This is a genomic window from Pseudomonas sp. 13159349, from assembly GCF_013305685.1.
Classification (GTDB): Bacteria; Pseudomonadota; Gammaproteobacteria; order Pseudomonadales; family Pseudomonadaceae; genus Aquipseudomonas; species Aquipseudomonas asiatica.
On the sequence record NZ_CP045553.1, the window covers coordinates 1,720,215 to 1,746,784 of the forward strand.

General features: G+C 60.8%; 16 protein-coding genes, 5 tRNA genes and 1 pseudogene. 13 read left to right on the forward strand and 9 right to left on the reverse strand.

The annotated features are described in order from the left end of the window. Nucleotides 1-35: 35 nt before the first annotated feature. Nucleotides 36-1,382: a class II 3-deoxy-7-phosphoheptulonate synthase gene (locus GEV38_RS08245; RefSeq protein ID WP_003247094.1), complete on the reverse strand. Its 1,347-nt coding sequence runs from the start codon at nucleotides 1,380-1,382 to the stop codon at nucleotides 36-38. A 116-nt stretch (nucleotides 1,383-1,498) separates the two neighbouring features. On the opposite strand from GEV38_RS08245, the gene GEV38_RS08250 reads away from it, so the two are divergent. Beyond that, nucleotides 1,499-2,254, forward strand: a complete 756-nt coding sequence (locus GEV38_RS08250) for a spermidine synthase (RefSeq protein ID WP_054573471.1) — start codon at nucleotides 1,499-1,501, stop codon at nucleotides 2,252-2,254. Nucleotides 2,255-2,660: 406 nt separating this feature from the next. Further along, a pseudogene (locus tag GEV38_RS08255) lies at nucleotides 2,661-4,374 on the forward strand (DEAD/DEAH box helicase). Between the two features lie 125 nt (nucleotides 4,375-4,499). Here the strand turns inward: GEV38_RS08255 and GEV38_RS08260 are convergent. After that, the gene (locus GEV38_RS08260) at nucleotides 4,500-5,267 is read right to left on the reverse strand and encodes a class III extradiol ring-cleavage dioxygenase (protein ID WP_054573470.1); all 768 of its coding nucleotides are present in this window, start codon (nucleotides 5,265-5,267) and stop codon (nucleotides 4,500-4,502) included. Nucleotides 5,268-5,368: 101 nt separating this feature from the next. On the opposite strand from GEV38_RS08260, the gene GEV38_RS08265 reads away from it, so the two are divergent. Further along, a complete protein-coding gene (locus tag GEV38_RS08265) occupies nucleotides 5,369-6,019 on the forward strand; it encodes a thiopurine S-methyltransferase (RefSeq protein ID WP_054573469.1) in 651 nt (216 codons plus the stop codon). A 52-nt stretch (nucleotides 6,020-6,071) separates the two neighbouring features. Here GEV38_RS08265 and htpX read toward each other — a convergent pair whose 3' ends face one another. Next, complete coding sequence (gene htpX / locus GEV38_RS08270; protein WP_023661073.1) at nucleotides 6,072-6,959, reverse strand: protease HtpX; 888 nt, start codon at nucleotides 6,957-6,959, stop codon at nucleotides 6,072-6,074. Nucleotides 6,960-7,234: 275 nt separating this feature from the next. Continuing rightward, nucleotides 7,235-8,446 carry a pyridoxal phosphate-dependent aminotransferase gene (locus GEV38_RS08275; protein WP_013971543.1) on the reverse strand — a complete coding sequence of 404 codons (1,212 nt, stop codon included), beginning with the start codon at nucleotides 8,444-8,446 and terminating at the stop codon, nucleotides 7,235-7,237. A gap of 167 nt (nucleotides 8,447-8,613) precedes the next feature. On the opposite strand from GEV38_RS08275, the gene msrB reads away from it, so the two are divergent. Both msrB and GEV38_RS08285 read left to right on the forward strand, forming a co-directional pair. Further along, on the forward strand, nucleotides 8,614-9,009 hold the full coding sequence (gene msrB / locus GEV38_RS08280) for a peptide-methionine (R)-S-oxide reductase MsrB (RefSeq protein WP_015269381.1): 396 nt from the start codon (nucleotides 8,614-8,616) through the stop codon (nucleotides 9,007-9,009). Between the two features lie 13 nt (nucleotides 9,010-9,022). Continuing rightward, nucleotides 9,023-9,511 carry a glutathione peroxidase gene (locus tag GEV38_RS08285; protein ID WP_015269382.1) on the forward strand — a complete coding sequence of 163 codons (489 nt, stop codon included), beginning with the start codon at nucleotides 9,023-9,025 and terminating at the stop codon, nucleotides 9,509-9,511. On the opposite strand, the gene GEV38_RS08290 is transcribed toward GEV38_RS08285, so the two are convergent. Then, nucleotides 9,501-11,858: a response regulator gene (locus tag GEV38_RS08290; RefSeq protein WP_054573468.1), complete on the reverse strand. Its 2,358-nt coding sequence runs from the start codon at nucleotides 11,856-11,858 to the stop codon at nucleotides 9,501-9,503. The two genes, GEV38_RS08285 and GEV38_RS08290, sit on opposite strands and share 11 nt — an antisense overlap. 142 nt (nucleotides 11,859-12,000) lie before the next feature. Between GEV38_RS08290 and GEV38_RS08295 the strand changes: the two genes are divergently transcribed. Together GEV38_RS08295 and GEV38_RS08300 are read left to right on the forward strand one after the other, a co-directional pair. Then, nucleotides 12,001-12,888, forward strand: a complete 888-nt coding sequence (locus GEV38_RS08295) for an ATP-binding protein (RefSeq protein ID WP_015269384.1) — start codon at nucleotides 12,001-12,003, stop codon at nucleotides 12,886-12,888. Then, nucleotides 12,889-13,371, forward strand: coding sequence for a GAF domain-containing protein (locus GEV38_RS08300; protein ID WP_054573467.1), 483 nt, complete (start codon nucleotides 12,889-12,891; stop codon nucleotides 13,369-13,371). A gap of 127 nt (nucleotides 13,372-13,498) precedes the next feature. Here GEV38_RS08300 and GEV38_RS08305 read toward each other — a convergent pair whose 3' ends face one another. Beyond that, nucleotides 13,499-14,266, reverse strand: coding sequence for a hypothetical protein (locus GEV38_RS08305; RefSeq protein ID WP_015269386.1), 768 nt, complete (start codon nucleotides 14,264-14,266; stop codon nucleotides 13,499-13,501). A gap of 287 nt (nucleotides 14,267-14,553) precedes the next feature. Here GEV38_RS08305 and GEV38_RS08310 point away from each other — a divergent pair. From GEV38_RS08310 to GEV38_RS08330, 5 genes are all read left to right on the forward strand, one after another. Continuing rightward, nucleotides 14,554-14,629, forward strand: a tRNA-Glu gene (locus tag GEV38_RS08310). Nucleotides 14,630-14,633: 4 nt separating this feature from the next. Beyond that, nucleotides 14,634-14,709: transfer RNA gene (locus GEV38_RS08315), tRNA-Gly, on the forward strand. An 89-nt stretch (nucleotides 14,710-14,798) separates the two neighbouring features. Beyond that, nucleotides 14,799-14,874: transfer RNA gene (locus GEV38_RS08320), tRNA-Glu, on the forward strand. Nucleotides 14,875-14,877: 3 nt separating this feature from the next. Then, nucleotides 14,878-14,953: transfer RNA gene (locus GEV38_RS08325), tRNA-Gly, on the forward strand. Nucleotides 14,954-15,038: 85 nt separating this feature from the next. After that, nucleotides 15,039-15,114, forward strand: a tRNA-Gly gene (locus GEV38_RS08330). A gap of 109 nt (nucleotides 15,115-15,223) precedes the next feature. Here the strand turns inward: GEV38_RS08330 and GEV38_RS08335 are convergent. From GEV38_RS08335 to GEV38_RS08345, 3 genes are all read right to left on the reverse strand, one after another. Continuing rightward, on the reverse strand, nucleotides 15,224-16,309 hold the full coding sequence (locus tag GEV38_RS08335) for a fimbrial protein (RefSeq protein ID WP_015269387.1): 1,086 nt from the start codon (nucleotides 16,307-16,309) through the stop codon (nucleotides 15,224-15,226). Continuing rightward, on the reverse strand, nucleotides 16,306-18,882 hold the full coding sequence (locus tag GEV38_RS08340) for a fimbria/pilus outer membrane usher protein (protein WP_054573466.1): 2,577 nt from the start codon (nucleotides 18,880-18,882) through the stop codon (nucleotides 16,306-16,308). The genes GEV38_RS08335 and GEV38_RS08340 overlap by 4 nt, the downstream gene beginning before the upstream one ends. A 256-nt stretch (nucleotides 18,883-19,138) precedes the next feature. Next, a complete protein-coding gene (locus GEV38_RS08345; protein ID WP_173895762.1) occupies nucleotides 19,139-24,238 on the reverse strand; it encodes an RHS repeat domain-containing protein in 5,100 nt (1,699 codons plus the stop codon). Nucleotides 24,239-24,682: 444 nt separating this feature from the next. On the opposite strand from GEV38_RS08345, the gene GEV38_RS08350 reads away from it, so the two are divergent. After that, nucleotides 24,683-26,569 (forward strand): hypothetical protein, encoded by a 1,887-nt coding sequence (locus GEV38_RS08350; RefSeq protein ID WP_152976830.1) that lies wholly within the window; start codon nucleotides 24,683-24,685, stop codon nucleotides 26,567-26,569. Nucleotide 26,570 lies beyond the last annotated feature (1 nt).

The window sequence follows — 26,570 nt, forward strand, 5'->3', positions numbered from 1 at the left end:
CACAGGCGCTGAAAATCCCAAGGCATGCCCCAACCTCAGCGCCGCACCTGCTTGAGGGTTTCGGCAATCAGGAACGCTAGCTCCAGCGACTGGTCGGCATTCATCCGCGGGTCGCAGTGGGTGTGATACCGGTCGGACAGCGCATCCTCGGTGATCGGCCGGGCGCCGCCGATGCATTCGGTGACGTTCTGCCCGGTCATCTCGATGTGAATGCCGCCGGCGTGGCTACCCTCAGCTTGGTGCACCTGGAAGAACTGCTTCACCTCATCCAGGATCTGCGCAAAATCGCGGGTCTTGTAGCCGCTGCTGGCCTTGATGGTGTTGCCATGCATCGGGTCGGAGCTCCACAGCACCTTGCGCCCTTCGCGTTCGACCGTGCGGATCAGCCCCGGCAGGTGGTCGCCGACCTTGCCGGCACCCATGCGCACGATCAGGTTCAGGCGCCCGGGGTCGTTGGCCGGGTTCAGCGTGTCGATCAGGCGGATCAGTTCTTCGGGGTTCATGCTGGGGCCAACCTTGACCCCGATCGGGTTGTGCACGCCGCGCAGGAACTCCACATGGGCACCGTCCAGCTGGCGGGTGCGGTCGCCGATCCACAGCATGTGCGCCGAGCAGTCGTAGTAGTCGCCGGTCAGGCTGTCCTGGCGCACGAAGGCTTCTTCATAGTTCAGCAGCAGTGCTTCGTGGGCGGTGAAGAAGCTGGTTTCGCGCAGCTGCGGCGCGCTGTCCAGGCCGCAGGCGCGCATGAATGCCAGGGTTTCGTCGATGCGGTTGGCCAGCTGGTGGTACTTGTCGGCCAGCGCCGAGTTGGCGATGAAGTCCAGGTTCCACTTGTGCACCTGGTGCAGGTCGGCGAACCCGCCCTGGGCGAAGGCGCGCAGCAGGTTGAGGCTGGCGGTGGCCTGGTGGTAGGCCTGCAGCAGGCGTTCCGGGTCGGGGATGCGGCTTTTCGCGTCGAAGCCGATGCCGTTGACGATGTCGCCACGGTAGGCGGGCAGGGTGATGTCGCCGATGGTTTCATCGCCCGATGAGCGCGGCTTGGCGAATTGCCCGGCCATGCGCCCGACCTTGACCACCGGGCAGCCGGCGGCGAAGGTCATGACAATGGCCATCTGCAGCAGCACCTTGAAGGTGTCGCGGATTTTCGCCGCCGAGAACTCGGCGAAGCTCTCGGCGCAGTCGCCACCCTGCAGCAGGAAGGCGCGGCCTTCGGTGACCTCGGCGAACTGCCGGCGCAGCTCGCGCGCCTCGCCCGCGAACACCAGCGGCGGGTAGCTGGCCAGGGTCTGTTCGACCTTCAGCAGGTGCGCGGCATCGGGGTAGGTCGGTTGCTGCTGGATCGGCAGGGCGCGCCAGCTGTCGGGGCTCCACGGTTGGTTCATCTCGGGCTCGGTCTTGTCGGTTGTAGGCTATGGGCCATGGTAACAGTTGGCGCTGCGCTTGTTGCATCGAGGGTGTTGGCGGACAATGCGCGTTTTTGTGCGGGTAGGTGGTGAGCATGGCGGCGGAACGGGAAGAGCGGCTACTGGCACGGGTGCAGGACGCCTTTGGCGTCATCAGCGTGTATGAAGTCGACGACTACCGCTTTCTGGAATTCGGCGATGCGATCGAGCAGAGCTGCGTGTTCACGGCCGACCCCAGCTGGCTTGAGTACGACTATACCCGCGCCATGCTGGTGGGGGGGCTGTGCCACGAGCAGCCGGAGAGCGCGCTGTTTCTCGGCCTGGGTGCCGGCACGCTGACCCAGGCCTGCATGAAGTTCCTGCCGCTGGACGACATCGAGGCCATCGAACTGCGCCCGGACGTACCGCGCCTGGCCATGGAGTACCTGGGCCTGGATGACGATCCGCGGCTGTATGTACGCATCGGCGATGCGCTGGAGCTGTTGCCCACGGCGGAGAAGGCCGACCTGCTGTTCGTCGACCTGTACACCGACCATGGGCCGGGGGTGGGCCACCTGGCGTGGAACTTCCTGGAGAACTGCCAGCAGCAACTGAACCCGGGTGGTTGGCTGGTGATCAACCAGTGGGCCACCGACGACGGCAAGCCGCTGGGCGCGGCGTTGCTGCGCGGGTTGTACCACCGGCATTACTGGGAGCTGCCGGTGAAGGAGGGCAATGTGATCCTGCTGGTGCCGGCGGACCTGGAGCAGACGCTGGACCTGGATGGGCTGAAAGCCCGGGCCCAGGCGCTGGCGCCGCGCCTTGGGTACAGCCTCGAGGGGCTGATCCGCGAGATTCGGCCGGCTACCTGATGAATCTGTGGCGAGGCTGCTGGCCCTATCGCCGGCAAGCCAGCTCCCACACCGACCGCGTTGGCCTCAAGCCATGCGCTGTCCCTGTGGGAGCTGGCTTGCCGGCGATGAGGCCGGTACAGGCAATAAAGAATTATCGATTCAGCTCCAGGTGATTGATGGCCCGACACTGGCCAAGCACCCTGAAAATATTCCTCACGTCTGCGCACGATTTCGGGTATAGTACGCGCCGGTCTTTTAGCGGACCGCAAAATCAGGTGGTGCAAACCCTCCGAGTCCAGCTTCGGCTGCACGTCCGCTAGGCGGACTTTCCCACGTTTTCTTTTTCAATCGTTTTCGCAAATCCCCGCCGCCAAAGCTGCCTGGGTGACCTGTCGGTCTTTCATGGCTTGTGCAGCTTTGGAGCATGGGTCTTTGCGGATGCACCTAGAGGCAGACCCATGACCCAGGAAACCGGCGGCTTCGCCGCTCTCGATCTCAATCCGAATATTGTTGCTGCCGTTCTGGCGACCGGCTACGAAGAGCCGTCCGCCATTCAGCAACAATCGATCCCGATCATCCTCGCCGGTCACGACATGATCGGCCAGGCGCAGACTGGCACCGGCAAGACCGCTGCCTTCGCCCTGCCGATCCTCAACAAGATCGATGTGAGCAAGCGCGAACCGCAAGCCCTGATCCTGGCGCCAACCCGTGAGTTGGCGCTGCAAGTTGCTACCGCTTTCGAAACCTACGCCAAGCAGATGCCGGGCGTGAACGTGGTCGCCGTCTACGGTGGTGCCCCGATGGGCCCACAGTTGCGTGCGATCCGCAACGGCGCGCAAATCGTCGTGGCCACCCCTGGCCGTCTGTGCGACCACCTGCGTCGTGACGAAAAAGTCCTGTCGACCGTGCAGTACCTGGTACTGGACGAGGCCGACGAGATGCTCAAGCTGGGCTTCATGGACGACCTCGAAGTGATCTTCGATGCCATCCCGGCCAGCCGCCAGACCGTGCTGTTCTCCGCCACCCTGCCGTCGTCGATCCGCTCGATCGCCGAACGCCACCTGCGCGAGCCCAAGCACGTCAAGATCCAGAGCAAGACCCAGACCGTTACCGCGATCGAGCAGGCTCACCTGATGGTCCACGCCGACCAGAAGATCCCGGCTGTGCTGCGTCTGCTGGAAGTGGAAGAGTTCGACGCGCTGATCGCCTTCGTGCGTACCAAGCAAGCCACCCTGGACCTGGCCTCCGCGCTGGAAGCCAAGGGTTACAAGGCTGCCGCGCTGAACGGCGACATCGCCCAGAACCAGCGTGAGCGCGTGATTGACTCGCTCAAGGATGGCCGCCTGGACATCGTTGTCGCTACCGACGTCGCTGCCCGTGGCCTGGACGTACCGCGCATCACTCACGTGTTCAACGTCGACATGCCGTACGACCCGGAGTCCTACGTACACCGTATCGGCCGTACCGGCCGTGCCGGTCGCGATGGCCGTGCACTGCTGCTGGTCACCCCGCGTGAGCGCCGCATGCTGCAGGTGATCGAGCGTGTAACCGGGCAAAAAGTTGCCGAAGCCCGCCTGCCGAATGCCCAGGCCGTGCTGGATGCCCGCATCAAGAAGCTGACCTCGAGCCTGGCGCCACTGGTTGCCGAAGCAGAAGCCACCCACGGCGATCTGTTCGACCGCCTGACCGCCGACCTGGGTTGCAGCGCGCGTGCCCTGGCTGCCGCCCTGCTGCGCAAGGCCACCAATGGCCAGGCGCTGGACCTGGCTGCGGTAGAGCGTGAGCAGCCGCTGGTGCCGAGCTTCGCCCCGCGTGGTGAGCGTACCGAGCGTGGTGAGCGTGGCGAACGCTCGGAGCGTGGTGACCGCGAGCGCCGTGCGCCGATGCCGCTGGCCGAAGGCCGCGTGCGTTGCCGTACTGCCCTGGGTGCCCGTGACGGCATCGCTGCCAAGAACCTGCTGGGCGCGATCCTCAACGAGGGTGGTCTGGCTCGTGACGCCATCGGCCGCATCCAGGTGCGCGACAGCTTCAGCCTGGTCGAGCTGCCGGAAGATGGCTTGGAGAAGCTGCTGTCCAAGCTCAAGGACACCCGCGTGGCTGGCAAGCAGCTGAAGCTGCGTCGCTACCGCGAGGATTGATCCTGGCGCAATGAAAAAATCCCCGGCTTTGGCTGGGGATTTTTTTGCCTGTGCACAGGTGACGCGTAACCCCTGTAGGAGCGGCCTTGTGTCGCGAAAGGGGCGCAAAGCGCCCCCGGCTATCTTCAGTCGAACCGATAAATGTCCATCCCCAACGCCCCCAAGGTAAACCCTTGGTGCACCACCCCGAACTTGCCGCCAGCCCCCAGGGCAAAGAACAGCGGCAGGAAATGCTCATCACTGGGATGGTTGCGCACTGCAAACGGCGCCTGCTGCCGGTAACCCAGCAACGCTTCGTGGTCATTCGCCCGAAGCTTTTCCACCACCCAATCCCTGAACGCCAGTGCCCAGGGCTCGATCACATCCGGCCCGGCATGCCAGTCCAGTTCGCCCAGGTTGTGGGTAATGCTGCCCGAACCGATCAACAGCACGCCCTGGTCGCGCAAGCCCGCCAACGCCTGGCCTACCTTGACCTGCAGTGCCGGCCCCATATGGCTGGGCAGTGAAACCTGCACCACCGGAATATTCGCATCCGGGTACATCAGCGACAGCGGTACCCAGGCGCCGTGGTCGAACGGCCGCTGCGCGTCCAGCCGGGCTGTCAGCCCGGCAGCCTGCAGCAATTCACTGACCTGGCCAGCAAGGGTGGGGTCACCCGGCGCCGGGTACTGCACCGCATACAGCGCCGGTGGGAAGCCGTAGAAGTCATGCCAGGTCTCTGGTTGTGCGCTGCCGGTAACCAGCAGTTCGCGGCTTTCCCAGTGCGCCGACACCACCACGATCGCTTTCGGCCGGGGCAGGGCGTTGGCAAGCCCTGCCAGCGCAGGCCCGCTGGCGCCGGGTTGCAGGGCAAGCATGGGAGAACCATGGGAAATGAACAGGCTGGGCAGCATGGCGGGGTCCTGACGGTTAAGATGCAATCATCTTCGATCAACTACAGATCGAAATCCAAACCAACTTTTACCGACAAACCATCTAAAAATCAGGAGTGATCATGGAGCCAGCGTTCTGGCAGCAGCGGTGGGCCGACAACCAGATCGGCTTTCACCAGGCGCAGGTGAATCCCTATCTGCAGAGGTACTGGCCAACGCTTGGCCTGGCGCCGGGCAGCCGCGTGCTGGTGCCGTTGTGCGGCAAGAGCCTGGACCTGGCCTGGCTGGCCGGGCAGGGGTATCGCGTGTTGGGCGTAGAGTTGTCGCGGCAAGCGGTGGAGGCATTCTTCCGTGAGCATGGGCTTGAAGCCGAGGTGCAACAGCGCGGGGTTTTCGAAGTTTGGCGCAGTGGTGACGTTGAGCTCTGGTGTGGGGATTTCTTTGCGTTGAAGGTCGAGGATATTGGCGATTGCGCGGGGCTGTATGACCGGGCGGCGTTGATTGCCTTGCCGCCGCAGATGCGTGTGGCTTACATGCAGCTGTTGTCGGGCTTGCTGCTAGCGTGTTGTAAGGGGTTGGTGGTGACTCTGGATTATGACCAGGCTTTGCTGGACGGACCGCCGTTTTCGGTCGGGGATGAAGAGCTGCGGCAGGGGTTTACCGGGTGGCAGGTGGATGAGCTGGACGCTGTGGAGGTGATTGAAGAAAGCCCGAAGTTTTCGCAGGCCGGGGTATCGAGTTTGTTGGAGCGGGTTTACCGGGTCAGCCGCTGACAGGTGTACAAAAAAGGGCGACCGAAGTCGCCCTTTTGTTTTACCGGTTGGATCAACCGCGACGGCGCAGGGCCTCGATACGGTCTTCCAGCGGCGGGTGGCTCATCAGCAGCCCGGCCAGGCCGTGCTTCAGGCCACCATTGATGCCGAAGGCCTTCAGGGTGTCGGGCATGTGCACCGGCAGGCCTTGCTCCACGCGCAGGCGCTGCAGGGCGCCGATCATTGCTGCGGTACCGGCCAGCTGTGCACCGGCTTCGTCGGCGCGGTATTCGCGGCGGCGCGAGAACCACATCACGATCATGCTGGCCAGAATGCCCAGGATCAGCTCGGCAACGATGGTCGCCACGTAGTAGGCAATGCCCTGGCCTTCTTCGTTCTTGAAGATCACCTTGTCGACGAAGTTGCCGATGATGCGTGCGAAGAACATCACGAAGGTGTTCACCACGCCTTGCACCAGCGCCAGGGTGACCATGTCGCCATTGGCCACGTGGCCGATCTCGTGGGCCAGCACTGCGCGTACTTCATCGGGCGAGAAACGCTCCAGCAGGCCCTGGGACACGGCGACCAGCGCGTCGTTGCGGTTCCAGCCGGTGGCGAAGGCGTTGGCCTCGTACGCCGGGAAGATACCCACCTCGGGCATCTTGATGCCAGCTTCACGGGACAGCTCTTCGACCGTTTGCAGCAGCCACTGCTCGTGGCGGGTGCGCGGCTGGCTGATGATCTGGGTACCGGTGGTCATCTTCGCCATCCACTTGGAGATGAACAGCGAAACGAGGGAGCCGGCAAAGCCGAACACGGCGCAGAACACCAGCAGGCTGCTGAGGTTCAGGTCGACCCCGTTGGCGGCCATGAACCCGTTGAAACCGAACAGGCTCAGGGTAATGCTTGCAACCAGCACCACCGCGAGGTTGGTGGCTACAAACAACAGAATGCGCATCATGGTTGTTACGTTCTCCTGACGGATGAGTTGTCGCTTACTGCGGGGTATATAAGGGGCCGGCCGTGCCGATTCAATCGGGCGACTATTTCAAACTGTGTACGGCGGAGTATGGCAGAGGATGGCGCAGGGGCTGTGGGATAGAGCGTTGCAGGATGTAAGAAACATCCTGTGGGGTTTTTGGGGCTGCTTTACAGCCCATTCGCAGCGCAAGGCTGCTCCTACAGGGGCATGCGTTCTCCTGTAGGAGCAGCCTTGCGCTGCGAAGAGGCCATCACTTACTGCGAATAACCTTTCAGGAAATTCCCGATCCGGCCAATCGCCGCCTCCAGGTCATCCACCCGCGGCAAGGTGACCACGCGGAAGTGGTCCGGCCACGGCCAGTTGAACGCCGTACCTTGAACGATCAGCAGCTTCTCCGACAGCAGCAGGTCGAGCACGAACTTCTCGTCGTTGTGGATCGGGCAAACCTTCGGGTCGATCTTCGGGAATGCATACAGCGCACCCATCGGCTTCACGCAGCTAACGCCCGGGATGTCGTTCAGCAACTCGTAGGTGCGGTTGCGCTGCTCCAGCAGGCGGCCCGGTGGCAGCACCAGGTCGTTGATGCTCTGGTAGCCGCCCAGCGCGGTCTGGATGGCATGCTGGGCCGGCACGTTGGCGCACAGGCGCATGTTGGCCAGCATGTCGATGCCTTCGATGTAGCTTTGCGCGTGGTGCTTGGGCCCAGAGATGATCAGCCAGCCGGAACGGAAGCCCGCCACCCGGTACGACTTGGACAGGCCGTTGAAGGTCAGGCACAGCAGGTCGGGGGCCAGCGAGGCGGTGCTGATATGCACGGCTTCGTCGTACAGGATCTTGTCGTAGATCTCGTCGGAGAACACCACCAGGTTGTGCTGGCGGGCCAGTTCCAGCATGCCCAGCAGCAGCTCTTTGGAGTACACCGCGCCGGTCGGGTTGTTCGGGTTGATGATCACCAGGGCCTTGGTGTTCGGGGTGATCTTGGCCTTGATGTCCTCAAGGTCGGGGAACCAGTCGGCCTGCTCGTCGCACAGGTAGTGCACCGGCTTGCCGCCGGCCAGGCTCACGGCGGCGGTCCACAGCGGGTAGTCGGGGGCGGGGATCAGCACTTCATCGCCGTTGTTGAGCAGCGCCTGCATCGACATCACGATCAGCTCGGACACACCGTTACCCAGGTAGATGTCCTCGATGCCGACACCTTCGATCTGCTTCTGCTGGCAGTACTGCATCACCGCCTTGCGCGCGCTGAACAGGCCCTTGGAGTCGCTGTAGCCCTGCGCGGTGGGCAGGTTGCGGATCACATCCTGGAGGATTTCGTCAGGCGCCTCGAAGCCAAACGGCGCCGGGTTGCCGATGTTCAGCTTGAGGATGCGGTGGCCTTCCTCTTCCAGGCGCTTGGCGTGCTTGAGCACTGGGCCGCGAATGTCGTAGCAGACATTGGCGAGCTTGTTCGATTTGCTGAACTGCATGATGGGATCCCGATTGAGAAAACGCGCTACGCCCCGCCGAAAGGTTTGAAAGGGCAGGAAGCGGGTGCCAGACTGAACGCCTGGCACACGAAGCCAACTAATATACGTGCCACCCGCGCCCCGGAAAAGACGGTGCGCTGTGAAATTCAGCCTGCCGAGGTCCCTACATGCAAAAGATCGAGAAAACCCTGGAACAATGGCGGTCGATGCTCGACCCCGAGCAGTACCAGGTGTGCCGCCTCAAGGGCACCGAGCGGCCGTTCAGCGGCAAGTACAACAGCGAGCGCCGCGACGGCATCTACCACTGCATCTGCTGCGGCCTGCCGCTGTTCGATGCGCAGACCAAGTTCGATTCCGGCTGCGGCTGGCCGAGCTTCTACGCACCCATCGAGGAAAGCGCGATGATCGAGATTCGCGACACCTCCCACGGCATGATCCGCACCGAAGTCACCTGTGCCCGCTGCGATGCGCACCTGGGCCACGTGTTCCCCGATGGCCCGCCACCGACCGGCCTGCGCTACTGCATCAACTCGGTGTGCATCGACCTGCGCCCGCGCGACTGACCGGAGCCCGACCATGGCTGGATCGATACTGGACATCCCCTGCGTGACCCTGGGCGGCGAGCACAAGAAGCTCGGCGACTTCCCCGGCAAGGCGCTGCTGGTGGTCAATACCGCCAGCCAGTGCGGCTTTACCCCGCAGTACAAGGGCCTGGAGCAACTGTGGCAGGCCTATCGCGCGCGCGGGCTGGTGGTGCTGGGCTTCCCCTGCAACCAGTTCGGCAAGCAGGAGCCGGGCGATGCACGGGAAATTGCCCAGTTCTGCGAGCGCAATTTCGGCGTGAGCTTCCCGCTGTTCCGCAAGGTCGAGGTCAACGGCCCCGGCAGCCACCCGCTGTTCGTCGAACTCAAGCAGCGCGCCCCGGGCATTCTGGGCAGCCAGAAGATCAAGTGGAATTTCACCAAGTTCCTGGTCGACCCGGCCTCTGGCCAGGTAACGCGCTACGCCCCCACCACCAAGCCGCAGGCCCTGGAAGCGGACATCGAGCGCCTGCTCAGCCGTTGACAGGCACCCAGTGCTCGACCAGCGCCAGCAGCTCTTCACGGCGGAACGGCTTGGCCAGGTAGTCGTTCATGCCGGCTGCCCGGCAGCGCTCGCGCTCTTCGGGCATGGCGTTGGCGGTGAGGGCGACGATTGGCAGGTCGGGCCAGCGACCGCTTTGGCGGATACGCCGGCTGGCCTCGTAGCCGTCCATCACCGGCATGTTGCAGTCCATCAGGACCAGATCGAATTCGTCCTGTTCCAGTAGCTCCAGGGCCTCGGCGCCTTGGGTGGCCAGCTGTACCTGGCAGCCGAGCTTGACCAGCATGCCCTTGGCCACCAGCTGGTTCACCGGGTTGTCCTCCACCAGCAGGATGCGCGCGCGGCCTTGTTCCAGGATGATGGTCGGGGTCGCCAGCGGGTGTTCGGGCTCATGGCCCTGCAAGGTGCGGCGCAAGGTCTGGTACAGGGCGTTGCGCGCCAGCGGCCGGGCCAGCTGGTGCAGGGGGGCGAGGGCGACCGACTGTTCGCTGGGCAGGAAGTTGCCGTAGGCGGTCACCAGCAAGATCGGTGTTTTCAATGCCGGTCGCAGTTCGAACAGGTGGTCCAGGCTGTCGGTGATCAGCAGGTCGATGGCCGTGGCGTCGAGCCCCGCGCAGCTGTCATGGTGCTGGTAGGCAAGGCCCCAGGCGGGCAACAGGTCCTGCAATAGTTCATCGAGGCCGCTGCCGGCCGTGCTCAGCGCCACCACGCGCCCGTGCAACGGTGCCGGCGCAATGGCCTCGGTGTGCACGGCCAGCGGCAGCTCGGCGGTGAAGCGGCTGCCGAAGCCAGGGTCGGACTTGATATGCAGGTGGCCCTGCATGGCCTTGCACAGGTTGCGTGTCAGCGCCAGGCCCAGGCCGGTGCCGCCGTATTGGCGGGTGATGCCGGCGCCGGCCTGGGTGAATGGCTGGAAGATCCGTGCCTGGGCTTCTTCGGGGATGCCGATGCCGGTGTCGCGCACTTCCAGGCGCACACCACCGACAATGGTCGCCAGGCGCACATCCACGCGGCCGAAGCGGGTGAACTTGAGGGCGTTGGACAGCAGGTTGCTGACGATCTGCCGTACCCGCGTCGGGTCGCCAAGCACGCTGCTGGGGAAGTCGCGGGCGATCAGGCAGGTTAGCTCCACGCTTTGCGCGGTGTTCTGCGACAGCAGGTTGGCAGTGTCCTCGACCATCGAGCCCATGTCGAACGGAATGCGCTCCAGCTCCAGTTGGCCTGCATCGAACTTGGACAGGTCGAGAATATCGTTGAGCAACTCCACCAGCACCTTGCCCGAGTCATGGGCAATCGCCAGTTGCTGGCGTTGCTCGCTGGGCAGCGGGCTGTCCAGGGCGAGGGCGATCATGCCGAGCATGCCGTTGAGCGGGGTGCGGATTTCGTGGCTCATGTTGGCGAGGAAGGCAGCGCGTGCCTGGGCCATGTCCAGCGCCCGGCGGCGGGCTTCTTCCAGCTCCTGGTTGGACTGGCTCAGGCTGCTGTTGCTGGCCTTCAACTCGTTGGTGCGTGCCGAGACGATATCTTCCAGCTCGTTGAGGTACTGGGTCAGGCGGTTTTCCGCGGTGCGCCGCTGATCGATCTCGGTGGCCATGCTGACGAACTGCTGGTTGGCGACCCTTACCAGTACGCCGATCTCGTCATGTTCATGTCCGGGTGGGCATTGCAGGCGGCTTTGCGTGGGTTTGCGCGGGTCGCTGCCGCTGAGCGCGCCAATTACCGTCACCAGCGGCTTGGTCAGCATCATGTAGAACAGCGCCAGGAGGATGCCGGTCAGCACCAGGCTACGGGCGAAGCCGTTGAGCAGGGTGATCCCGGCACGGTCGAGAAAGCGGCTGCCGAAGGCGTAGGTGTCCACCTCCAGGTAGAGGGTGCCGAGGTTTTCCTCGGGCATGTGGGTCAGATACAGGCGTTCCTTGAACTGGCGCTGATCGCCGAACAGGAAGTCGCTGAGTGGCCGGTAGCAGTCCTCCAGGCGCGGCCGTTCGACGTCGGCCAGTACCGTTTCGTTGTTGTCGATCAGCCGCGCACGGATGATGGCCGGCGACTCCAGCAGGCCGCGAGTCAGCTCCAGCGCCAGTTCCGAGTCGATGTTGTAGGCGATGCGCGAGGCCGGGTTGTGGCTGATTTGCAGCAAGGCGCGTACTTCACGGTTGATGGACGCGTCTTCGCTGGCATAATCGATGCCGATCTGGATGAGACTGAGCAATGTTCCCAGGATGAAGCCGACCAGGACTGTCAACCGGGCTTGCTTGTATGACAGGCGATTGGTGAACTTTATATCCATGTGTCCCGAGCCGGTTTCACGTCCCTTGCGCTGCGCAAGCATAGCCGAATAGCCCCGGCTGCTGGTGGGTCTGTCTGTTCATTTCAGTTGATTGCCAAGCGGGGGCCGCTTTGCGCCCCTTCGCGGGCAAGCCAGCGAAGGGGCGCGCAGCGGCCCCAAAAAACTGAAATTCGTAGGAGTCGTCATGGACGCTCGCTTGATTGCTTTCCTGGACCGCGCCGAATCGGTCCTGGCCCGCCTCGAACCCCTGTTGCCGGCCCAGCGCCCGAACATCGACTGGGCCACCACCCTGGCCGCGCGCTGGCAGCGCGATGGCCGCAGCGGCTACCTGCTGCCGCTGGAGGTCAGCCTGGACATTCGCCTCAGCGACCTGATCGGCGTCGACCTGCAGCGTGACCAGCTGGGCCGCAACACCCATCAGTTCATCAACGGCATGCCGGCCAACCATGCACTGCTGTGGGGCTCGCGCGGCACCGGCAAGTCGTCGCTGGTACGTGCCCTGCTGGCCGAGCACGCCGGTGCCGGCCTGCGCCTGATCGAAATCGAACGCGACCACCTGGCCGACCTGCCACGGGTGGTCGAGCAGCTGCAGAAGCTGCCGCAGCGCTTCATCCTGTTCTGCGACGACCTGTCGTTCGAAGCCGGGGAGGGCGACTACCGGGTGCTCAAGAGCGTGCTCGACGGCTCGCTCGAGCAGGCTCCGGACAACGTGCTGCTGTACGCCACCTCCAACCGCCGCCACCTGGTGCCGGAAAAGGAGAGCGACAACGAGAACTGGAAGCGCGTGGACGGCGAGCTGCACCCCAGTGAAGCGGTGGAAGACAAGATTGCCCTGTCCGACCGTTTTGGCTTGTGGCTGTCGTTCTACCCCTTCACCCAGGAACACTTCCTGAACGTGGTCGAGCACTGGATCGGCCAGCTTGCGCAAACTGCCGGCCTGGCCTGGCAGCGCAGCGAAGAACTCGACATCCTCGCCGTGCGCTGGGCCACCGGCCGCGGTAACCGTAATGGCCGTTGTGCCTATCAGTTCGCCCGCTACTGGGTCGGGCTGCAATTGCTGGAGCAAAAGTAAATGATCGACCTCAATGCCAGTGGCGTCGGCCTCGACGGCTACAACCTGCTGGCGGCGCAAGTGCAGGCGCTGTTTGCCGACGAGCGTGACTTCATCGCCAATGCCGCGCAGTTTTCGGCGTTCCTCTATAACCAGGTGGATGACCTGAACTGGGCGGGGTTCTACCTCAACCGCAACGAAGAACTGGTGCTGGGCCCGTTCCAGGGCCAGGTGGCATGCGTGCGCATCCCGTTCAGCAAAGGCGTGTGCGGGGCGGCAGCGGCCACCCGGCAGACCCAACGGGTAGAGGACGTGCATGCGTTCCCGGGGCACATTGCCTGTGACAGCGCGTCCAACAGCGAGCTGGTGATCCCGCTGGTGAAGGAGGGCAGGTTGATTGGTGTGCTGGACCTGGACAGCCCGAAGTTTGGGCGCTTCAGCGAGGCGGATCAGGTGGGGCTGGAGCGGTTGGCGGCGATTTTTCTGGAGTTGACCGACTGCTGATATTTGTTGCCTGTACCGGCCTCTTCGCGGCTAAAGCCGCTCCTACAAGGATCGCACCAAGCCTGAGGGCGATGTGGTCCCTGTGGGAGCGGCTTTAGCCGTAAAGAGGCCAGTACAGGTTAATGCATCAGTCGTACATCACCTTCTTCTTCCAGGTCTCTTCCTCATCGGTCTTGAGCCCCTGGGTCAGTTCATTCTGCTCGTCCTCCGCCGGGGCCATGCGGTCCAGCACCTGGGCGTTGGCCCGGGCCAGCAGCTTCTCCAGGTACGTCAGCTGCTCTTCATACACCTTCGGTTCCGGCTGCTTGCGCAGGTACTGCACGCCGCGCTCGAAGGCCAGGCGCGCCTGGCCTGGCTGGTTTTTCTGCAGGGCCTGCTGGCCGAGGTTGTTGAAGAATTCGATATGCAGCAGCACCAGGATATGGCGGATTTCCTTGATCCATTGCTTGGCCTCGGGCGTGGGCAGGAAGCCCTCCTGGGCGGCGCGGGTCACCTGGTTGTGCAACGCCTCCAGCAGGAAGCGCACATCCTTGGCCTTGATCTCGGTCTGGATCGGGTTGGGCGGGTTGTTCACCGGGATTTGCGCACCCAGGGCAATCAGCCTCTCCAGTTCGGCGATGCGCGCCTTGATCTCGGCATTGTGCTTGTCCATCGCCAGTTGACGCTGGTTGAGGTTGAGCTCCAGGCGGGTCAGCAGCAACTTCAAGGCCGGGGTCATGAACTGGCCGGGGAAGGTCTCGGTGATTTCGCCACAGCGGCGCAGGCGGTCGGCCAGCTCGACCTTCATCCGGGCGCGCTCGAGCTTACCGTTCTCGACCACATTGTTTAGGTAGCCGATCACGATCAGCAACGCGATACCCGCCACGATGAGCAGGGTGATCAGAAGTGGTGTCACCGTTAATGCCTCATTGAAGAAGAATTACAGCTTTGAGTGTAGTGAGTTTGCCGGGGGGCGAATAGCGGCTTTAGCCGCGAAAGGGCCGGCACAGGATTGCTTCTCTCTATATCGGCACCCCATCCCGCATCTGCACCCCAACTCACCCGGAAGTCATTGATTTAAATAAATTTCTACAAAGGGGTTGACGCCTGTACGAACCATCCATAGAATGCGCGCCACTTGCAGCGTAAAGCACACAGCGAAACGCGGCAGGGAGTGAAAGCAGGCAGTAATGCCAGCAGCGTGTCCCCTTCGTCTAGTGGCCTAGGACACCGCCCTTTCACGGCGGTAACAGGGGTTCGAGTCCCCTAGGGGACGCCAAATTGCGGGAATAGCTCAGTTGGTAGAGCACGACCTTGCCAAGGTCGGGGTCGCGAGTTCGAGTCTCGTTTCCCGCTCCAGTTTCTCCGGCAGCGCTTCGGCGAGGCAGGAAAAGAAAATCCAGGCTGAATCGTGAGGTTCAAACCTGGTGCACTGAAAAGTGTCGTGTGTCCCCTTCGTCTAGTGGCCTAGGACACCGCCCTTTCACGGCGGTAACAGGGGTTCGAGTCCCCTAGGGGACGCCATTTGCGGGAATAGCTCAGTTGGTAGAGCACGACCTTGCCAAGGTCGGGGTCGCGAGTTCGAGTCTCGTTTCCCGCTCCAGTTTAAATACTGTGGCGTCTATGCGGTGCAGTGGTGGTGAATGTCTTAAAGGCGCTTCACGCCGATAGCGGTAAGGTTTCACAATGCGGGAATAGCTCAGTTGGTAGAGCACGACCTTGCCAAGGTCGGGGTCGCGAGTTCGAGTCTCGTTTCCCGCTCCAAATCGAAGAACGAAGAAAGGGACGCAAGTCCCTTTCTTCGTTTTTGTCGTTTGTTTTTCTTCGCCATCCAGACCGCAGGGTATTAGCCCTGCGGTCTTTTTTTTGCCTGTCATTTGTAGCTTACGGTAAAGCTCAGTGCTCCCTCGGCCGAACCTGGCTTCACTATCGGCGAGCTCTGGTAGTAGCGGGCGTAAAAGTCCAGGCGGGTGATGCCGATTTCCACGGGCTTCATGCGCACTTCCGCTTGCAGGGGCATGGGGTTGCTTGTGTCGCCGCGCAGCAACTGGATTTCGACCCCGTCGGCGTCCGAGGCGCTGGTCAGGCTGAAGCGCCCTTGCGCGGGTACGGTGGGTTTCGAACCATCGATACCATCCAGCTCTATGTACACATTGGCGGTACCGGGGAGGGGCGCGCTGGCATCTTTGCAGTCAACGAGGTTGATGTGGAAGGGGACGGGTTTCGTCGTTGTGCCAACCCCTTTGAAATCATCGGCCTTGTAGTCGCCCAAGTGTACGGGGTCGGCACTGACTGCATCGGCTTTCAGCGAGCATTGTGCCTGGTTGACTTCCGCTCTCAGGCGATACTCCAGGACCTTGCCCAGGTGATGGATGGACCCATGGAACAGTTCACCGTCGATGCGTTGTGTCCCTGAGGCGATCGGGCCTGTCTTGATGAGCCATGCCTGGCCGTACAGCCTGGAAATTCTCAGGTTGAATGGCCCGGCGCTGGCCATGGTGCCGGTATAAGGGATGGTCGGCCTGCCATGGTCCGGGCGAAAGGTGTTGGGGGCGCTGCCATCGAAAGGGTCGAACAATTCCAAGTACACGCCCACCCCCGCCACATTGGTCTGCATGACATAGCCGTCGACGTTCCTGCCATCTATAGGTGGCAGGCTGCCAGAAAATACCGGAGCGGTGTTGGGCAAGCGGGCGGTAGGTATGTCGAGGTCGTTCCAGAAGCAATTGATGACTGCGCCCTCATTGTTTGTCGTGTCCATTGCGCCGCGGGCGATGACGGTACCGACAGGCGCATCGCGTGGTACCCAGAATGTGCCCATGTCGCGCTCGTAGGTCATGTAGCTGCCGCCCGCATCAAACGCGCAGCCTGCCTGTGCGGCGGTCGTCCATAACCCAAGGGCCAGGCTGCAACCGGCGAGCCACAGGTTGCGGTCCAGGGTGAGTCTGAGCAGTTTCATAAAAGAGTTTCCTGGGGTTTTTCGTCAGGCAGGGCTGCGCTTGCGCCCGCCTGGGGAAGTGGGCAATTCAAGGTTTTCAGGCGGTAACCGCCGTCCTGTTCGAGGGCTTGCGGGTCGATGCTCAGTTGGCAGACGTCGTCACCGGCACCGCCCCAGATCACCTGTATCTGCTGGTGACCGGCCCTGCGCGCCGACACCAGGGCCTGGCCTGCCTGGCCGACGACCCCTAGCGTCACGCCATCGGCATCGACTACCTGGGCACCGAATGGCACGGGGGCGCCATTGGCCTGTAGCAGCGTCAGCACCAGGCGGGATACATGCTCGGCATTGAACGATGCCTTCATCACCGCACCGCGCCGTGGCACGACTTGTTGGCTGGCATTGCCAATCACCACCTCTGGTGAAAGGTCGTCGGTCTGCAGCACCAGATTATTGAGCCGGTAGGGGCGCAGGTACGGGATCAATGCATAGCCTTCGGCATTGGTACGCGCCGCCGGGGTGTTCTGTACACCAACGCCTGGCACGCCGGGTACATGAACCAGCGCCATGGTTTCCCCCAGATGGCTACCGAAGGCCACACCCTCGTCATGCAGCAGCACGGCGCCACTGGCATTCAACGACAGGCTGCGATAATCGCTGGCTTCGGTATAGCCCATGCCAATACTGGCCTGACTGCCCTGATAGGCCATGGAAAGTGCGGCGCTCTTGCGCCCTTGGTTATCATTGGTCAGTGCGGTGTTGTAGCTGAGCCGGCTGTCCAGCAAGCCGCCGTTCAGGCTGGCCCGTTCACTGTAGTGGCCATTCTCATGGCGCAGGTCGAAGCTGGCCTGTTGCTGGCGGCGAAAGTCCAGCGGCAGGTTCAGGCTCAGGCCGAAAGAGCGGCTAGCGTGGTTGCTGGTGTCCAGGGCTTGGGTGGCGAACAGGTTGACCCCCACCTTGCCCAGTTGCGTGTTGTACTGCAACTGGTACTGGCGGCGCTGGTAATTGGTTTGCCAGTAGGTGTCCTGGGAGAAGGTCAGACTCAGCGAACTGCGGTCACCTACGTTCTGGTAGACCGAAGCTTCCAGTCGGCTACGGCGGTTGCCAAGGTAATCGATGTTACTGCTGCGCTGTTGCACGGCCTCGTCGAAATCGCGGTAACCCTGGGTCGAGTAGCGGTAGCCGGCGAAGCGCAGGCTGGTACGGGTCTGGAAGCTTTTGCCGTAGCGCAGGGCAAGGCTGTGTCCCTGAACCTTGCCCTGTTCATGGCCCAGTTCGCTGGTAGCACGGGTGACATCGAACGACAGTGCTCCCAGGTTGCCGACGTCGCGGGCCAGACCCAGCACGCTGGCGTTGTAGTACTCGCTGGAAAGCAGGCCGCCGTACAGAGTGGTGTCCCAGGCACCGCCACGGGCCAGGGTGGCTTGCCAGAAGACCGGGTTGTCCAGCTGCTGCGCACTTTCATATTGGCCAACGGTGGCGCTGTAGCGCCAGATGCCTTCGCGCAACAGGCTGCCCATGGTCGAGTAGGGTTGGGTGAAGCGGCGTACCTGGCCATCGGCTTCGGTGATGACCACTTCAAGCTCACCATGGCTGGACCCTACGCTGAGGTCGTCGATGGCGTAGGGGCCGGGGGCGACGTAGGTAGCATAGATGGGGTAGCCATTGTGCAGCACTTCGACCTTGGCACGGCTTTGCGCCACGCCACGGATTACCGGCGCATACTGCTGCAAGGTGTCGGGCAGCATGCCGCTGTCCGAGGCCAGCTGCGCGCCGGTGAAGCGCACGCTACGGAACATCTCGCTATTGGTGAAGGTTTCACCCAGTGTCAGGTTGGCCTGCAGGCCAGGCAGGTCGCGTTGGGCATAGGTATCGCTACGTGTCCACTGGCGTTCACCGTCGGGCGTCTGGCGCAAGGCCTGCTTGCTGCGCAGGCGCCAGGCGCCCAGGTTGATACCACTGTTCAGGTACAGGTCCTGGCTATTACTGCTGCGGCCGTCGCGCTGGTTGCTGTGTTGGGCTGAGGCCTGGTAGTTGATGAACGCGGCATTGATGCCATTGCTCCAGCGCTCTTCCGGAATGCTGCCCGAACGGTCCTGGCGCAGGGCGATCTGCGGGATCGACAGAGCCAGGTGCAATTGTGCGGCGTTGAACTCGGCGGTTGCCTGCGGGAGATACTGCGCCAGGTCCAGGCACTGCGAAGTGTCGGGCAGGGGAGCCTCCAGCGCTTGTTCACGCAGGTTCAGACTGCGCAGCAACTCGGCCGTGAGGCAGGGTTGCAGGCCGTCGCCGTGGGGGGCTTCGACGAAGTCGAGCTCCTGTTCCGGTAAGGTGTCGAAGTTGAGCGTGAGGTTAACCCGGTAGCGTCCGGGAGGCAGGCGTGCCTGCGTGGCCAGGTGGCGCAGGGCCAGGGCACCCGCTTCGGCGGGCTGGCCGGGTGCCTGGCGCATGAAGCCAGATTGGAAGGCCATGTCGATTTGTTCGGCAGGTGCCGGGCTGGCCAAGGTCAGGGCCAGGCAACCGCCGAGCAGCGGCGGCAGCGGGGCGAGGCGCGGGCGCAACGGCATGAGCCTGCGCCGGTCGAGCTGGAGCATGAGCGAGTCCTGGGTGGCGCCGTCAGACGATGCACCGTTGGGCTCGTGCTAGGCGCCTGGTGCGATATTGGGAGTGGCGTGACGGCAGGTTGCGCTGCGGGATCACGGTTTACAGGCGAGGGCAGGGTAGGGGGGGAAGAGGGGGCGGGAATGTAGGAATAGTCAGTAGTCGTGGTGGAAGGAGTCGATGACGAAGCAGGTGACCCGCTAGCCGGTTCCCGCGGCTTATCAGCTGCGGGAACCGGTGCGATGGGCGTTAGCCTAGTCGGCCGACACCGTACTTTCCGTTCTTCATTTTCCCGAAAAAGAAGTTGTTATGTTCATCCAGCAGTGTTAGATCTCCCAGCCCGGTGCCTGGGGGAGCTGGGGCCCTAGTTCCAGTGCGGGCCGCGGCCTTTGTTGCATTTTCGGCACGAAGGCCCGCTGAGGTACTTGGTCCGTCGCTTACTAGCCTTGGCGAAGGTGTAGGTGTAGGTGTAGGTGTAGATGTAGGCGTAGGTGTAATGGGCGGGCTTCCTGGGGCAGTGGTTTGGGTTGCTGAGGAAGTAAAATTCACTTCCCGTACGGGTGTGCGAGGCGTGATTTTGAGACTTTTAACAGAGTTATTGATTACCTCAACCTTAGTCGCAACGTTGACCGCGGAACTACTAGCCGACTTCGCCGCCTTCACTGCCGCCCTCGTCGCTGCCGAACCGTAGCCGCCGGCATACATGCCAATGACGCTGAACACTGTACTGATGTGGAACAGCGCATCCGACAGCTCAGGGTTTTCAATCCTCTTTGCAGTTCCCACACCCTGGAGCACGGCAGCGACACCGTTGGACGCTACCCCTACAACACCCGCCACATAGCCGGCCGTGATGCCGAGGGTAGCCGGTGCCGTCCATGGCATGGCGATGGCCGAGACCACGAAGATGGCGGCGGTCGCAGCCACACCAAGCCAGACGTACCACGGTATCTTGGGTTTATTATCCGAGATGATCTCCAGCGGCGCTTCGCGGCCATGTGTCACCGGTTGGCCACGGTGGCCGGTAGGGTCTTGCCAGTAGACCGGGTTACCCAAGGCATAGCTGTACGGGTTGATGCCGGTTTCTTCGGGGGGGAGCGAATCTGGGCTATGGAAGCGCATCAGGCGTGGGTTGTAGGCCCGATAGCCAAGACCCAGCAGGTACCAGCCCAACCAGCCCAACCAGCCAAGAGCGCGCTCACGTGCTTCGCCATTGAACGCCAACAGGCTGCGCAGTTCTTGTGCGCTGTCCTCAGGCAGTTGTTCGCCGTACGGTGCGTAGCATGCATAGCGCGTGGTTTGCTCTTCGCTTTCGCAAATCACACTACCAGTGTGGTCGGTGAGCAGGAAGGTGACAGGCCCCACCGCGTTCTGTTCGGCCACGTCCAGTTGAAATTCCGCGCGGGGTTGGCCGCCAGTATGCAGGTACTGTGTCAGCAGTCCGTCCTCGAGGACGCTGTCCATTTCATAGCCCAGGTAGCGTCGCTGCTGCCGACTGTTGTCGTTACTGGAATAAACCAGTTGGTCATGGCCGTCATAGCCATACCGCGCTTTCAGCGTGCCAGCCGCATCCAGCACTTGTTGCAGCCGCCCGAAGGTGTCGTAGTACAGCTTGTTACCACATTCGTCGTTGAGCATATTGCCCAGTGCGTCATAGCCGAACGACTGCTCGGCTGGGCAACCCTCCGGCGGCAAAGTGTGTGTGACCTTGTCCAGTTGATAAATGTCATGGCTGGCATAGGTGAAGTTTGCATCGTCTCGTTGGCCATCGATGAAGGTCGTTCGGCAACGCTTGATATTGTCCACGTCGTCGAAACTGAATATCTGGGTCTTGATCTGTCGGCCATTCGCGACGGTTCGGGCGGTGTCTTCCGGGCAGTCATACTTCGTCAGACGGCCAAGTTCGTCGTATTGGAATGTTTCGTGACGAACACGCCGCCCACCGCGTTCCAGTGTACGCGAATGCAGCATGTCATCGTCCTGCCATACCTGTGTGAAAGTCTGCTCCTGGCCGTTTACACTCAGCGTGCGGCTGATTTCTCGTCCTAACGTATCGTAGTACTGATTACAAAGGGCAACAGGTTGTTGTTCCGGGATGGGGTTGGTTGTATCGCGGGTTTCGGTCGACTTGAGCAAACCGATGTCGTTGTACGCCAAGGTGGATTTCAGTGGGCCTTGTACAACACTGCTGATTCGACCGAGGTCGTCGTACTCATAATTGCACGGCAACCCATCACTGTACTTGCGTTGTAGCGGCCGGCCTTGCCAGGACTGCTGGTAGAAAGTGCTGTACGGCATGCCGCCGTGCTCCTGCCAGTGTTCCTCTGCCAAGTCACCCTGGTCGGTGTAAATATAACTGCGTACCCCAAGGGCATTGCTGGCAGTGTTGATATCCGCGCTGCTGACGTCGTACTCGAAGTCGGCGTTCTCGGTGCTCAGCAACTGGCCTTGTTCTTCCACTGTGGCCGTGAGCTTTTTCGGTTGTTCGGTCAGTTCCGGCTCGTAGTCATAGCGGATGATATGCTTGCACTTGCCTTTGCCGGTCATTTCCAGCTTGTACGCCGTGCGCGTTTCGACCAGTTGAGTTGTGCCCCTGTAGGTATAACATTCCTCCCGTGAGCCCACCGCCAGACGCACCAGCCGATCAAGGCCGTCGAAGTTTCGTTGGTACAGGATCTGCCCGGTGTTACTGCCAGCCACTTTCAGTTCAAGTCGCGTAACCAGTTCCCCCACGCTATGGCTGGCGAACTCGCGCAACAAGGTCGCTCCGTTCGGCCGCTGGTTGCTGAACATTCTTCCCAGCGCGTCATATCTGAACTGGTTGGTACGGGTGATCACCCTGCTGCTGTCGACAGGGTCTCTGATGGTCTCGGTTTCGCTGAGGCAGCGGCCAAGTCCGTCATAGGTGTAGTCGGTGCGACCGACCTGTAATACAGGTCTGTCTTTTTCCTCCACCTGTCGGTATTCGTAGACCGGCTTGCCGAAACGGTTCAGCTTGCTGATGTGCAACTGCAGACGCTTGCCTGGCAACTTCGGGCTTTCGATCCAGCGAGTCACCAGTCGCCCACCGGCCTCAAGTGGCGAGGTGTCGACGCGTTCCCTTACGCCATCCGGGCGAATCACGTCACTCCGTTGTCCCCAGCCATCGTAGGCGTAGCGGTTTACCAGCTGCAGCACGCGCTCTGCTTGTGACCCATCGTTGGCCGGCAGATAGTCAAAGCTGGTTTCGCTGGCCAGGCGGCCAGCCGAGTCATAGCGCATTTGGGATACGGTGCGCGTAATGGGGTTGCCGCTGAGTGGGTGCTTGGCTGTGCGCTGCTCCTTGATAGGGCGGCGGTTGCCGTCGTAGACGATGCGGGTGATGACCCCCTTGTTGTCTGTGATTTCTTCAGCAGCGCGTATCTTTCCGTCATCCTCGAGGAACTTATAGACCGTCGTGTGTGTAGCGGCAAATGACGTGCCCGGGCTAGCAGTTTGCCCGATGACGCGCCCCAGCAGATCGTGTCGATAGCGTGTGAACACGCCATTGGCGTCCTGTTCCAGCACTAACTGCCCGGTGTGCAAGGCAAAGGTGCTGGTTGTCTTTCTCTGCAGGGTACCTGTGTAGTCAGTAAAGGTTTCGGTGTTTTGGCCCCAGCTCAGCGTGCCATCATCTGCCTTGACCTTCTCATACTTCCAGCTGCTGACAGCTTTAGTGTCATTGATTTCCAGGACTTGCTTATCGAGTCGACCATGCAGGAACGGCAGGTCGGGCTTGTTGAGGTAGTGGCGCTTTTTACTGTTGAGTAAACGCCCGTCTTCTACCGGACCTTCGTACATGTCTTCCTGCTGCAGCGCCAGCCAATTTGGCAGGTTGGGCAAATCTGGGGCGATGTTGGCTTGGGGAATTGCAGGCAGTTCGATGTATTTATACAGGTTGCTCACGACCTGCGCCTTCGGTGCTTCTGGATTGTCTGTGCTGGCCGGGTAAATGGTGGCGGTCATGAGGTTGCGAACGAAGCCTTCCGGGTCTTCGGTGCCAGGATAGTAAGTGCGCTCCATACGCGAGCCGTCGGGTTTGATCTCTGTCAGCAGGTTGCCGTAATTATCATAGAGGGTGGTCGTTTCTTCGCTATCGCCTGGTTCCGATGAGCCAGCCTGGCGCCAGCTTTTTATAACTTTATGTGGTAGCTGGAAGTAAGCAGGCTGGTCGCCGAATTGTGTGTTTTCTTTTTCGTGGTACTTCGTACTTATCGTTTCAATGCAGCCTTGCTCAGTGGTGGTCTGCAGGGTCATCAGATGAAACCGGTTGAATGTGCTGACGACCGTCCGCTGAATAGCACTGCCGAGATAATGCTCGGCAGTCGAAGTGTATTCATAATGGGAATTGGCGTACCTGTACAGTTGATCTGTGCCATCATCTCCATAAATAAGGCCAGTGTTATTGCCAAGGAAGTTGTTGCTTGAGAAACGGTAACGTGTTCGCATGTGAGTGCTAGTATCGAGCCGGTCGGGCATGACCACATGCTCTTCGACACAGGGCAGAGTGCGCTCGATACCCGGGTATTTGTGGCCATCACCTTTGTACCTTATCGTTTCCACGCCGCCATCTGGGTTTTTGATGCGATTTATGAAGTAAAGTGTAACTTTCTCATTGCCTGTGCCTTGTTCATGGCTTTGATAATTCACGTCCCAGTATTCATCGGTCGAGGTGGGCAGGATTATTTTTCTGAGTTGTTCGCTGTCCAGCTTCAGCGTGTAGCGCGCGCTGTCGGGGGTTTTCGGGTTGCTTGTGATACTGACCTGATCTGTTAACGAATAGTCGATTTCGAGCAGACTGCGTCCCGTATCGTCCGTGATCGAGGTCAGTCGTGGGTGATCTTTCTCTGTGTCGTACATGAACCTGATGCCATGGCCAGAGGCATTGGTGACGCGTGCCGTTATTGCTATATCGGGGTTGCTGCGTTGTGGTTCAAGAATCTCGATCAACCCAGACTTGTGGGCAATTCGATAGCGCTTCCTGTTGTCTTTGCTGATGTTCTGGAAGTGAAAACTTTCCAACTTTACTTCAGGAATTACAGGTTTTTCCCCGGGCCCGTTATCGTGAACTTTAAATGTCTCGCCGGTGTAAAGATCGAGCATGCCGGTGAGGGAGTTGAAGCGACTGTTCTTTAGGTTCCAACCAATACCAAAACCGGCATTCGTACTATTCATCGGGTTGAAATCAAGTTGCCCAGGATAATCCGGGCCACACAAGTCATTGGCGTTCAGTGGTGGCAGGGCAATGGACTGGGTAAACAAGCCGGTGCGTGGGTCGACACTACTTTGCATGAAGCTGGAAAAATGGAAGGCATTCGATGTGGTTGCCATGGCGTTAGGTCCTGAGAGGTTAATTTGCTGGCCGCGCTGCAGCCCAGAAAGAAAACCTGAATGCGCAGTGGTTCTGCGTGCGCATGAACCCGCCTTATCTGGTTCTTCAAGTCGTGTCTTTTCAGCGGGCTGCCCAGGCATTACGAATATCAGAAGCGCTCAGCCTGTCTCGAAGGCTAAGAAAAAAACTACGCCTGCGCACCTGGTAAAACTGATAGGTGCGCCTTGCCTGCACAGCAGCGTGGCGCTGCCGGCTACCTGTTAATTCTGCTAGTTGTCTGCGCCACAGGCCTGCTCTAAAAATGACCTGGCATGTGATCGGATATCAGCGGGTGGCGCTACGGCAACGCTGTCTTGCGTTTCACTCCCCCATGTTCCCCTTATTGTGACCTGCGTATCTGATCTCGGTGTGAAGAGAGGTGCGTATGGAGTGGAGGTATTGATATGGTTGAGCGACCGGGCCAACCGAATATTGGGCTTTTGAAATCCTCTTCTGTGGATTGTCTGGAACGAGATATCAAAAATAGTGGTTACCGTAAGGAGGATCTTGCAGCTCCTAGCATTCCTGACTTGACTGCGTCCAATGAGATTGACCTGGACAAGTTGGGTGCTAATGACTTGCGCACGACGATTCAGTACGACGGCATGAAGAAAGACGACAGGTTGCGCGTACGTTGGTTAGGACGAGGTACAACGGGAAAGGCATTCGACTATGTAGGTAATTTTTATATCGAGGATAAAGACCTGCCCGACGGGCTTGAAGTAAGCATCCAGAACCAATATCTGGTCGACGCTGCCGGCGGAGAGGTATTTTATTCCTACACCTTTCAACCTGGCTCGTCTGAAGAGGCCGAGTCGTTGCGCAGGTTTTGCTACATCGGGCTGAGGCCGCGCTTAGGTGAAACGCTGTCTGTACTGCAACTGGTTCAGTCGCACGGCCTGATCATCCAGCCAGACAAGCTGCCTGGGGCCGGGCTGACAGCAATGGTGCCTCGCTATCAAGCCATGCGCGAGGGCGACAAGGTCACCCTCAGGGTCGTAGGGTATGAATCCGACGGTACCGAGGATCAGACCTGGACACGGCAGGTCACCGTAGGCAAGACCCACTTCGATAAACAAGCCATCAGTGAAGTGATCGGGAGGGGGTTCTTCGACTGGATCGACCCGGGCTACGTGTTGGCGTCCTACACCATAGATTTCGTCGACGGTGGGCAACTGGAGTCTCCGGTACAGCGTCTGACAGTCGACTCAGACGCTACGCTACCCGGCTATCTCGATAAACCGTCAATTGACGGGTACACCGAGGGCGATCCGCTGGATCCCAGCAAACACCCTGATGGCTTGGTGGTCAAGGTGCCGGAATATCCTGGCATTGCGGATTCGGACTACATCGTCATGTTGTGGTCGATCCCGGGCGGGGGGCGGCAGTGGCTGCCATCCTTGCGTGTGGACCCGAGTACGCGAGCTTCCGACTCGATCGTCTTCCAGGTTGACCAGGAAATACTCGTCGAGAGCCAAAGCTCCAAGGTAAGTGTTTCTTTCCTGTATGGTCGCCAAGGTGCCGCGTTGCACTCGCAAGTACTGGAAGTGAATGTGCAGCGTGCACGTCTTCCTGATGCCCCGACGGTTGCCAAGGCTACTTCTGATGGTGCGGCAAATAGAGGTCTCATACTGGCGGGCGAGTCTACGGCTGGTGTTTATGTCGATGTGCCTGCGGCGGAGGTGCAAGAAGGAGAAGTGCCCCACGTTCATTGGTGGGGACGCACCCCGTTTGGCCAGTATATCGCCCAGGAACCGGCTTCCCCGGCCAACCCGCTGCGGTTCTGGATCCCCCCGGAATATGTGCCGGCCAATATGGGTAAAGGCGAGAAGGATTTTACCGAGCGCTTCGATGTTTTCTATCGTTTGACGCGAGGCGACGACTACGTCCAATCGCAACCTTACAAATTGCGTATCAAACCCTTGGCGACATCTACTTACCCATCTGTGAGATGTGAGGGTTTCGATGACGGCGGAGTATCCCTTGCCGCTGTGCCCGAGAAGGGGCTTGGGCTGATGTTGGATACTTGGACATTCGTAGCCGCAGGTCAGTTGCTGACTATCGAAATGTCCGGTGTGGACAAGGCGTCACAACCGGTCAGGGTCATCGTAAGGGACGCTAAAGCCGTCACGGTCGATGAGGCGAATAATGGGATCAAGGAGTTACTCGCCAAAGACCATCTTAGAAAATTGAAAATAGATGATCGTTTCACGTTGAGCGCTCGGGTGAGCTTTAACGGAGGCGAACATTTCTTTCAATTCATTCCTTATTCATTGCCGCTGCGCAACTAAC

What these genes read in the sequence shown, in the direction of transcription:
- GEV38_RS08285 (WP_015269382.1), top strand. Translation starts at nt 9,023, where the DNA reads ATGGCTGGATCGATACTGGACATCCCCTGCGTGACCCTGGGCGGCGAG.
- GEV38_RS08250 (WP_054573471.1), top strand. Translation starts at nt 1,499, where the DNA reads ATGGCGGCGGAACGGGAAGAGCGGCTACTGGCACGGGTGCAGGACGCC.
- GEV38_RS08265 (WP_054573469.1), top strand. Translation starts at nt 5,369, where the DNA reads ATGGAGCCAGCGTTCTGGCAGCAGCGGTGGGCCGACAACCAGATCGGC.
- GEV38_RS08260 (WP_054573470.1), bottom strand. Translation starts at nt 5,267, where the DNA reads ATGCTGCCCAGCCTGTTCATTTCCCATGGTTCTCCCATGCTTGCCCTG.
- msrB (WP_015269381.1), top strand. Translation starts at nt 8,614, where the DNA reads ATGCAAAAGATCGAGAAAACCCTGGAACAATGGCGGTCGATGCTCGAC.
- GEV38_RS08245 (WP_003247094.1), bottom strand. Translation starts at nt 1,382, where the DNA reads ATGAACCAACCGTGGAGCCCCGACAGCTGGCGCGCCCTGCCGATCCAG.
- GEV38_RS08345 (WP_173895762.1), bottom strand. Translation starts at nt 24,238, where the DNA reads ATGGCAACCACATCGAATGCCTTCCATTTTTCCAGCTTCATGCAAAGT.
- GEV38_RS08300 (WP_054573467.1), top strand. Translation starts at nt 12,889, where the DNA reads ATGATCGACCTCAATGCCAGTGGCGTCGGCCTCGACGGCTACAACCTG.
- GEV38_RS08295 (WP_015269384.1), top strand. Translation starts at nt 12,001, where the DNA reads ATGGACGCTCGCTTGATTGCTTTCCTGGACCGCGCCGAATCGGTCCTG.
- GEV38_RS08335 (WP_015269387.1), bottom strand. Translation starts at nt 16,309, where the DNA reads ATGAAACTGCTCAGACTCACCCTGGACCGCAACCTGTGGCTCGCCGGT.
- GEV38_RS08290 (WP_054573468.1), bottom strand. Translation starts at nt 11,858, where the DNA reads ATGCTTGCGCAGCGCAAGGGACGTGAAACCGGCTCGGGACACATGGAT.
- GEV38_RS08275 (WP_013971543.1), bottom strand. Translation starts at nt 8,446, where the DNA reads ATGCAGTTCAGCAAATCGAACAAGCTCGCCAATGTCTGCTACGACATT.
- GEV38_RS08350 (WP_152976830.1), top strand. Translation starts at nt 24,683, where the DNA reads ATGGTTGAGCGACCGGGCCAACCGAATATTGGGCTTTTGAAATCCTCT.
- htpX (WP_023661073.1), bottom strand. Translation starts at nt 6,959, where the DNA reads ATGATGCGCATTCTGTTGTTTGTAGCCACCAACCTCGCGGTGGTGCTG.
- GEV38_RS08340 (WP_054573466.1), bottom strand. Translation starts at nt 18,882, where the DNA reads ATGCTCCAGCTCGACCGGCGCAGGCTCATGCCGTTGCGCCCGCGCCTC.